Origin of the sequence: Microcystis sp. LE19-41.2A (genome assembly GCF_027530405.1) — a bacterium.
Taxonomy (GTDB): Bacteria; Cyanobacteriota; Cyanobacteriia; order Cyanobacteriales; family Microcystaceae; genus Microcystis; species Microcystis aeruginosa.
This window is the reverse complement of the sequence record NZ_JAPZQJ010000302.1, coordinates 1-8,076: the sequence shown is the minus strand read 5'-3', so window position 1 is coordinate 8,076 and position 8,076 is coordinate 1. Positions and strand designations below refer to the sequence as shown.

The window sequence follows — 8,076 nt, the reverse complement described above, 5'->3', positions numbered from 1 at the left end:
AATAGGTTGATCAGATTGGCTGGGAATTTCCTGGGTCAAAAATTCTAACAGGGAGCGGTTAGAGGTATCTTTCAGGTTTTGCAGAATAGTAATTCCGGTGTTTGTTCCTTCCGAAATTTTTCCGCGTTCGGGGAATTGCGTTGACCAGGAAACCATGTTATGGGTAGCAGCATCCTCCTGTAACCAGTCAAAAACTGATTTCGGATTCGTAGCAGCGATCGCAACTACATATTGAGGGTTATTGGTTTCGGCATTTTCTCCCTTCGCCACATACATAATATTATCCCAGTTCTGATTTTTAGGATCATGATAATAAATAACAGGACCCCAAAGAATTGTCCATTGACCAATTTTTCCTTGAACCGTAGGATTGGCTAAATCGGAAATAACTTTCTCGCTATTACTGATATTAGCGAACATGGAAAGACAGAAAAGCGTTTGTTGTTGATCGTAAGTAGGCATTGAAATTTTCTCCAATTGTGAATTGATTTGTCGTATCTTAGACAAATCCAGGTAATTGTCACAACACAAATTTCACAAAAAAGGGATGACCGCTCTTTTTAACTTGATTAAGTTGACCCGAATTTACCCCATCATTAGAGGTGTAAAAATTAGCACCAGAACAGCTATTTGAGGATAAACCTGTAGGACAAGCATTGCTAAACAGGAAAAACTTTGATCGCTTTTTCGTAGTAAGCCTGACGATCAGCTAGTCCGTTAAGACCACCATTGACTCGTCGGGTGATTTCTTCCACCGTTGCACCGCGATCACAAAGAGCATTCATGTTATTGTTATGCCACCAAAAACCGCCACTGGTAAAAGGATAGGTGGTACTAACATAGTCAACTCCATCCATCACTTTCGGATCATGAATATAATTCGCAAAAGCTTGATAGTTACTGCGTCCCGTTAGTTGAATAACGCCTGCTCCCTTATATTTGGGACCATCTCCTGGATAAATATTTCCCAGGTCTTTCCGTCCGTTATACTCCTCACCGCTACCGAGTTCTTTCATCCATTTCAAGCCTCCACTTTCATGGGCAGTTTGGCTTAAGAAATGACACATTCGGGGGTGAGTGTTAATTTCAAAGCGATTTAAGCAAGAATTGAGGTCTGCTAATTGTCCATCGCTAATGACATTACCATAGATAAATTCGGCTTGAGTTTTGGAGATCAAATTATTACCCCCTGGTAATTCTTTAAGTTCTAGTAAAAATTTCGCCGAAGATGATCCCAAGGTATCCAATTCGCCTTCTTTGATTTTTTGTTTGAATTCTTCAAAGGCTTGTTTTGTTTGGGATCCATAAATACCATCAACCCCATTAGCAGGAAGTAATCCGAAAACTTGTAAACGGGTCTGAACTTCTCGGCAAAGTTCCGAGTCTCCTGCTAAGGAATCAATGGGTTTAACAAGGTTTTGTTGAATGATGTCTTCTAATTTCATGGTGTTTATTTCCTGGTATTGAGTCCTGGCTCTGTCGTTTCATAGTAATTAGCAAAGTCTTGATCGCCAGGGGTTGCACCGGCAGAAAATTGCGTATAAACCTTGACTTGTTTGCCTTTTGGATTCCAGCTTGTCTGATTCTCATAATTAGATAGAGGATTGTCGGGAGGAGCAACTTTATGAGATGCTTAAGTTCTGCAGCTAAAAGTTATTCCTATGTCAGCCCCCCCCCATCCTCAACCATTTGAGTAACTAAGTCAATGAATTAAGCCCAGAAACGTTGAATCTCGTCATAAAAATTTACATTCAAGAGTATACTAAATCTAGACTTTAGACGGTCATAATCTGAGATTTATTAAACTTATGAAATCGGAGAGTGAGATCGGTCAAAATCATCCCCAATCTGGTAATTATGCCACCCTAGATAGCCATCTCTGGGCCGATGTCACTTATCCCCTCGGGGCGCATTATCGGGGCGATAGTGTCACCTTTGCCGTCTATTCTAAAAATGCCAGTCAGATTCTTCTGGAAATCTACGAGCGCCCGACGGGAGAAAACGCTAAGTATGATTACTGGTTGACAAAAAACCCAAATGATGATATATGGCGGGCAAAAATCGCCGGTATTGGCCACGGCAGTTACTACGCTTTTCGCTGTTGGGGTCCCAATTGGCAATTTGATCAAAAATGGCAAAGAGGCCACAGTAACGCCGGTTTTCGGGCAGATGTGGACGATTTTGGCCATCGTTTTAACCCCAATAAAGTCCTCTTCGATCCCTACGCGCGAGAACTTTCCCACGACTTTGAAACCCTGGCCATGATCGCAGCCGGAGAAAATGCGGGAATGTATGCCACGGGAGAAGGGGACTACAAAGGAGTGATCCGGCGGCAATACGATACGGGTAAATGGTCGCCCAAAGGCATTGTGATCGCGCCGGATGGGACTTCTACCGGGATTCGTCCCCGTCTGGGGGCCGAAAAAGCGATCATTTACGAGGCCCATGTGCGCGGTTTAAGCAATCACCCCTCCGCTAGTCGTTTAGAAGATATTCTCAAGGGAATTACAGGTTTTGAGGAAGTGGCCAACGTTCCCGACCAGTACAGAGGAACTTATGCAGGGGCCGGCTATATGGCCAAATACCTAAAAGCGCTGGGATTTACCACGATCGAACTCTTACCGGTCCAGGAAACCGCTAACGATAATAACCCCGACGATCGCCCCGGCGGTAACTATTGGGGTTACATGACCTTTGGTTATTTCGCCCCCGATCGCCGTTATGCTTATGATCGCTCCCCCGGGGGACCCACCAGAGAGTTTAAGGCCATGGTCAAAGCTTTCCACGACCAAGGTATGGAAGTTTATCTCGATGTGGTCTATAATCACACCGGAGAAGGGGGCAATTGGGGCAGCAACGATGTCACCGGATTTGTTAGTTTTGGTGGTTTTGATGTGGTGGAATACTATCAACTCAGCGACGAACATTATCTAGTTGATGGGGCCACTGGCTGCGGAAATCAATTAAACTTTTCCCATATTGTCACCTGTAATCTGGTTCTTGATTCCCTCACCTATTGGTTAGAAACCATGGGAGTTGATGGTTTTCGTTTTGATCTGGCCCCTGTCCTCGGTCGAACTCCTTCTAGTCATGAACGAGAAGATTGGCACAAGCAAAAACAATTCTTTCCTAAACATCCTTTGTTAGAAAATATCGAGCAATTAGGCAAGAAATATGATGCCGAAATGATCGCCGAAGCTTGGGATATCTGGGGTTACGAGGTGGGGAATTTTCCATCGGGTTGGGGCGAGTGGAATGGTCGTTATCGCGATGCAATTCGGCGTTTTTTAAAGGGAGATGGTAATACTTTTAAATTCATCGAACAGGTGAACGGAGATTATCACAATTTTAACGACCAAGGCGGACCACAAAAATCGATCAGTTTTATTGTTGCCCACGATGGTTTTACCCTGATGGATTTGGTCAGTTATAACCATAAAAATAACCTCACTCCCTGGCCCTTTGGTCCTTCCGATGGCGGCAATAATAATAACGATTCTTGGGATTCTGGCGGTAATCAGGCCTTACGTCGCCAAAGATTACGCAACTTTTGGACGATTCAATTTTTATCTCGCGGTGTTCCCATGACTGTCTGGGGCGATGAATTTGGCCGCAGCCAAAATGGTAATAAGAATCCCTACAATATTGATAGTGTGGCCACTTGGAATAATTATGATATGATCGCCACCCGTTCACCCCATCTACTGCCCACCGGTTATCGGGAAGCTTATCATAATAATTTTGGCACGGGAACTAATCAAGAAGAACGCAATCCTTTATTTATTTTTGCCGCTTATATTGCTCACTTAAGACAGAATCATATAGCCCTTAAACAGCACCGCTATGGCGATATGGTTCTCGATGCGGGTAATGATGTCACCTATTTATTTAAAAAAACCGATGGGGTTAGCGATTTAACTGCCCATGATCGCTCTATTTGGTTTTTAATTGATGGTAGTGCCGTCGGCGATCACGATTTTTTGGTGTTAATTAATATGTATCATCTGCCAGTGGATTTTCGCCTTCCCTCCCCAGGCAATAATTATCGTTGGGTAAGACTTATTGACACGGCAGCTTGGGCAGAAACCAATTATAATTGTTGGTCTGTGGAGCAAGGAGCAGTAATTGCCGATCGCTATAAAGTCAATGGTTTTTCGATCGTGGTTCTCGAGGAGATTAACTGAATTTTTGGCAATAGGGAAATATAAACCCCAGCTGCATCTTATGTTTTACAACCCGCACTTAGCCCAAAATTGCCGTTAAATGTCTAAAACTAAAAGTAGTGTTATTATCCTAACCGTAATTTGTATTATCGCCACGGCGATCGGAGTTTATCTAATCGGTGGTATCGACTCCCAACAATTACAGATCTGGTTAAAACAAATGGGAATTATGGCCCCCATTTTGTATATTATTGTCTATACGATCGGGACAATTTTAATTCTGCCTTCTACCCCCTTAAACCTCAGTGGTGGGGCGATCTTTGGGGTAGTTATGGGAACAGTTTGGACAACGATCGCCGCTTTGGTGGCCGCTATAGTTGCCTTTGCTTTTACCCGTACTATTGGCCGGGAATATACCGCCAAAAAATTTCAGGGAAAATGGCAAGCGATCGATGCAGAAATGCAGCAAGGCGGCCTATTTTATATGTTTGCTATCCGTCTATTACCGATTATTCCCTACGGTATCGTTAACTTTGTTGCGGGATTAACTTCTATCCGTTTTCGCGATTATTTCATCGGTACTTTATTAGGCACTGTCCCCGGAATTTTACCCTTTGTCATGATGGGTGCTGGTTTAAAATCTTTAGGAAAAGGCGATATATTGCCCCTAATGGTGGCTTTTACCCTCATTGCTCTGTTAGTAGCTGTGGGAACTTGGTATCGTCGTCGTCGGCAATTTCCCTTTCAGTGATCAGTGATCAGTTATCAGTTATCAGTTATCAGATTGGAGTTTTAAGTAGATAGTGTTAAGTGAAAACTTTGGCACTTTATTTTCACTGATCACCGGTTACTGGTTACTGTTCACCGATCACTGATCACTGATTCAAGCCTGACAACGATAAAATTAAGTTAGATTAGGAATATCCCGACTGAATCCCCATTGCTAAGGAGATAGCGTATCGATGCCTGCCGCAGATTATAAAGATTATTATGCCGTTCTGGGAGTAGGTAAAACTGCCAGCGCCGAAGAAATTAAAAAAGCTTTTCGCAAATTAGCCGTCAAATATCACCCCGATCGCAATCCTAACGATAAAAGCGCCGAAGAACGTTTTAAAGAAATTAGTGAAGCTTACGAAGTCCTCTCCGATAGCGAAAAACGCCAAAAATACGATCAATTTGGACAATATTGGCAACAGTCCGGGCGATCAAATTGGCCTGGTGGTAATCCGGGGGTTGACTTTGGTTCGGACGGTTTTGACTTTAGCCAGTACAGCACCTTTGATGATTTTATCAATGAACTGCTCGGTCGCATGGGGCGCTCCGGCGGTACTCGCCCCCGTTCCCATTCCTACGGGACTCCGGGGGGAGGATTTGGCGATTTTAGCAATTTTAACGACTTTGCCGGTGCTCGTACTGCACCGCAATCCGTCACTTCTGGTATCTCCACCGCTAAACTGCGTCTGAGTTTTGGGGAAGCTTTACGAGGAGTACAAAAACGGGTTAATTTAGCCGGAGAAATGATCGATATCAAAATCCCCCCAGGAACCAAAACCGGTAATCGTCTCCGGGTACGGGGTAAAGGACTAATCGATCCCTTGAGCAAACAACGGGGAGATCTATTTCTCGATGTGGAATTAGAACCCCATCCTTTCTTTACTTTTGAAGGCGATAATTTAACCTGTGAAGTCCCGATTACTCCCGATGAGGCGGTTTTAGGCACAGCAATTGAAGTTCCTACCCCCGATGGCCTGGTGACGGTAAAAATTCCCGCCGGTATTCGTTCCGGTCAATCCCTGCGCTTACGCGGCAAAGGTTGGATCGACAATAAAGGACAACGCGGCGATCAATTAGTCAAAATTGTCATCGATACTCCCAAAGAATTAACCGCGATCGAACGGGAATTATACGAGAAAATTAAATCTCAGCGTACCACCGATCCCCGTCGTCATCTCAGACAGGTGCAAATTTAGTCCCTAGATCTTAATAGTGAGGTACGAAGCAAAAGGTAGGGTGCGTTAGACGGCAAAAATTGCTGCTTTGAATTGAAGGTAACAATCCGTCGTAACGCACCACCTATCATCAACTAAGTAGTAAAACGTAGGGTGCGTTAGACGGCAAAAATTGCTGCTTTGAATTGAAGGTAACAATCCGTCGTAACGCACCACCTATCATCAACTAAGTAGCCGGTTACTATCCTTAGATTAGCTGAATCTCCCCCAATCCCTTTACTGTTGCCTCTTGCCTTGAGAAGCTGATCACTGTTTACTGTCTCTGGAGTTTATCCTTGGCTAGAATTTAACCTTACTAGCCAACCAATTAGTGATTAATTTGGGGCTATTTTTCTTCACCCAATAGAGAGCATAAATTCTGAAGATAGGCTTAGAAAAACGAGCGATCGCTTTCATGATAAAATTTAAGTGACGACTATGAAACTTTTTATTAATTAAATTTAACGAACCCACATCGTAAAGACAGTCGATGATAATTCTAAAAGTCGTTTCCTCTCTTTGGAATAAACTATCTATTAACAATAGCACTTCCTGAATCCGTTGCTGTTTAAGCTGTTCCTCTTCGGAAACAGCCGAGAGAATCTGCTGCTGCTTAGATAATTTACTATCCGATGGGGTTAACATGATATGGTAGGGAAAAAATTAACTTGTTTTGATTTTATCCCTATTTGCCGATTTTGCAAGACCAACCCCCCCATCTATCCCCGTTTTTACAATAACACGGATATTTCCTCTCCCATGCCGTCTTGACTGTGATTGCTGTGATTGTGTCATGGACTGTGACTGATCGAGAAAAATAAGGGAGAATAAAATTATGAAAGCTAAAATGAGGACTGAATCATGAATGATACCTTAACCACAAGTTTACTTTAGCAGTACGGGAATTTACCACTGAAGCAATCTCTAAAATCCCTATATTGTGGCAAAAAATCAAAACCCAATAATATAATAAACTCAACCCTCATCACCCCTATTTTATCTATGGACCCTCTTACAGGAGCAGCGATCGCAGTTGGTTCGATTATTGCCACTAAAGCGTTAGAGAAAACCGGTGAAAAAGTGGGAGAGAAAGTTTGGCAACAAACAGAAAAATTTCTGGCTCTTCTCGACTTTGTGTGATAATTTTTGCTTATAGAATCGTGAAATATTTACTGGGAAAGACTTTTAGGAGTATTTTGCTGAAGAAACTATCAGTATAGACCCCGTTTCCACACAGAAACCAGAAGAGCCAATTTCTCACTTCCCTGAAACAAGTTTCTCCGGATACTGTCACCGCAATTGAAAAAGCACCCGAACAGCCTTTAGATTATGGACAGGCAATTCTAGAGGTTGAATCTGTTGCTAAAACCAGTCCCGAATTAAGCCAAATTATAACCGAGTTGGTTGACATTGTAGAAGCCGAACCTTCCCTTAAAGAATTGGTTAATAATACCCTTAAATCTCAATCCCAACAAGCCAGCGTTATCAATAATCAAAAATTAGCTAATTCCATAAAGAATGTTTTTCAAGGTAATACATTCATTGGTGGTAATTTCTGACTGCAGCCGCCTGCTAAGGAACAGGTTAAACAACATCCTCACAATTTATCTAATAGTAATATCCCTAAATTTGTTGGTAGAGATAAGGAATTAGTTGACTTAAAAAAGCAATTACAACAATCCCAAAAGCTTGCTATATCTACCTTAACGGGAATGGGAGGCATAGGTAAAACCGAACTAGCCAGACAGTTTGGCTGGCAACAATGGCAGGAAAAAACCTATCCTGGGGGTATATGTTGGTTAAATGTGGCAGAAAGTGACGGCGGTTTTATCGGTACTTCTATTTTAGATTTTGCGCGGGTACATCTCAAATTAACTTTACCGGATGAGGGAGAATTAGACGTAAAAATTCGTTATTGTTGGCAA

General features: G+C 42.7%; 7 protein-coding genes and 2 pseudogenes. 6 read left to right on the top strand and 3 right to left on the bottom strand.

What is annotated here, in order from left to right; all coding sequences use genetic code 11:
- Positions 1–462 (bottom strand): annotated as a pseudogene (locus O9290_RS12820) (lipase family protein); the annotation flags it as partial.
- 197 nt (positions 463–659) lie between these two features.
- Positions 660–1,445, bottom strand: coding sequence for a chitinase (locus tag O9290_RS12815; protein ID WP_288054700.1), 786 nt, complete (start codon positions 1,443–1,445; stop codon positions 660–662).
- A gap of 363 nt (positions 1,446–1,808) precedes the next feature.
- On the opposite strand from O9290_RS12815, the gene O9290_RS12810 reads away from it, so the two are divergent.
- The 3 genes from O9290_RS12810 to O9290_RS12800 all read left to right on the top strand — a co-directional run bounded on the left by O9290_RS12810 (position 1,809) and on the right by O9290_RS12800 (position 6,133).
- Positions 1,809–4,184, top strand: coding sequence for a glycogen debranching protein (locus O9290_RS12810; RefSeq protein ID WP_288054698.1), 2,376 nt, complete (start codon positions 1,809–1,811; stop codon positions 4,182–4,184).
- A 79-nt stretch (positions 4,185–4,263) separates the two neighbouring features.
- Positions 4,264–4,914 carry a TVP38/TMEM64 family protein gene (locus O9290_RS12805; RefSeq protein WP_002759925.1) on the top strand — a complete coding sequence of 217 codons (651 nt, stop codon included), beginning with the start codon at positions 4,264–4,266 and terminating at the stop codon, positions 4,912–4,914.
- Between the two features lie 211 nt (positions 4,915–5,125).
- Complete coding sequence (locus tag O9290_RS12800; RefSeq protein WP_002759924.1) at positions 5,126–6,133, top strand: DnaJ C-terminal domain-containing protein; 1,008 nt, start codon at positions 5,126–5,128, stop codon at positions 6,131–6,133.
- Between the two features lie 318 nt (positions 6,134–6,451).
- On the opposite strand, the gene O9290_RS12795 is transcribed toward O9290_RS12800, so the two are convergent.
- Positions 6,452–6,796, bottom strand: coding sequence for a hypothetical protein (locus O9290_RS12795; RefSeq protein WP_002738818.1), 345 nt, complete (start codon positions 6,794–6,796; stop codon positions 6,452–6,454).
- Positions 6,797–7,153: 357 nt separating this feature from the next.
- On the opposite strand from O9290_RS12795, the gene O9290_RS12790 reads away from it, so the two are divergent.
- From O9290_RS12790 to O9290_RS12780, 3 genes and pseudogenes are all read left to right on the top strand, one after another.
- Positions 7,154–7,291, top strand: coding sequence for a hypothetical protein (locus tag O9290_RS12790; protein WP_288054696.1), 138 nt, complete (start codon positions 7,154–7,156; stop codon positions 7,289–7,291).
- Between the two features lie 113 nt (positions 7,292–7,404).
- Positions 7,405–7,710: pseudogene (locus O9290_RS28505) on the top strand (hypothetical protein); the annotation flags it as partial.
- Between the two features lie 60 nt (positions 7,711–7,770).
- On the top strand, positions 7,771–8,076 hold a 306-nt coding region (locus tag O9290_RS12780), incomplete at its 3' end, for an NB-ARC domain-containing protein (RefSeq protein ID WP_288087126.1).

Coding starts and splice junctions, on each gene's coding strand:
- O9290_RS12795 (WP_002738818.1), bottom strand. CDS start 6,796: ATGTTAACCCCATCGGATAGTAAATTATCTAAGCAGCAGCAGATTCTC.
- O9290_RS12790 (WP_288054696.1), top strand. CDS start 7,154: ATGGACCCTCTTACAGGAGCAGCGATCGCAGTTGGTTCGATTATTGCC.
- O9290_RS12810 (WP_288054698.1), top strand. CDS start 1,809: ATGAAATCGGAGAGTGAGATCGGTCAAAATCATCCCCAATCTGGTAAT.
- O9290_RS12815 (WP_288054700.1), bottom strand. CDS start 1,445: ATGAAATTAGAAGACATCATTCAACAAAACCTTGTTAAACCCATTGAT.
- O9290_RS12805 (WP_002759925.1), top strand. CDS start 4,264: ATGTCTAAAACTAAAAGTAGTGTTATTATCCTAACCGTAATTTGTATT.
- O9290_RS12800 (WP_002759924.1), top strand. CDS start 5,126: ATGCCTGCCGCAGATTATAAAGATTATTATGCCGTTCTGGGAGTAGGT.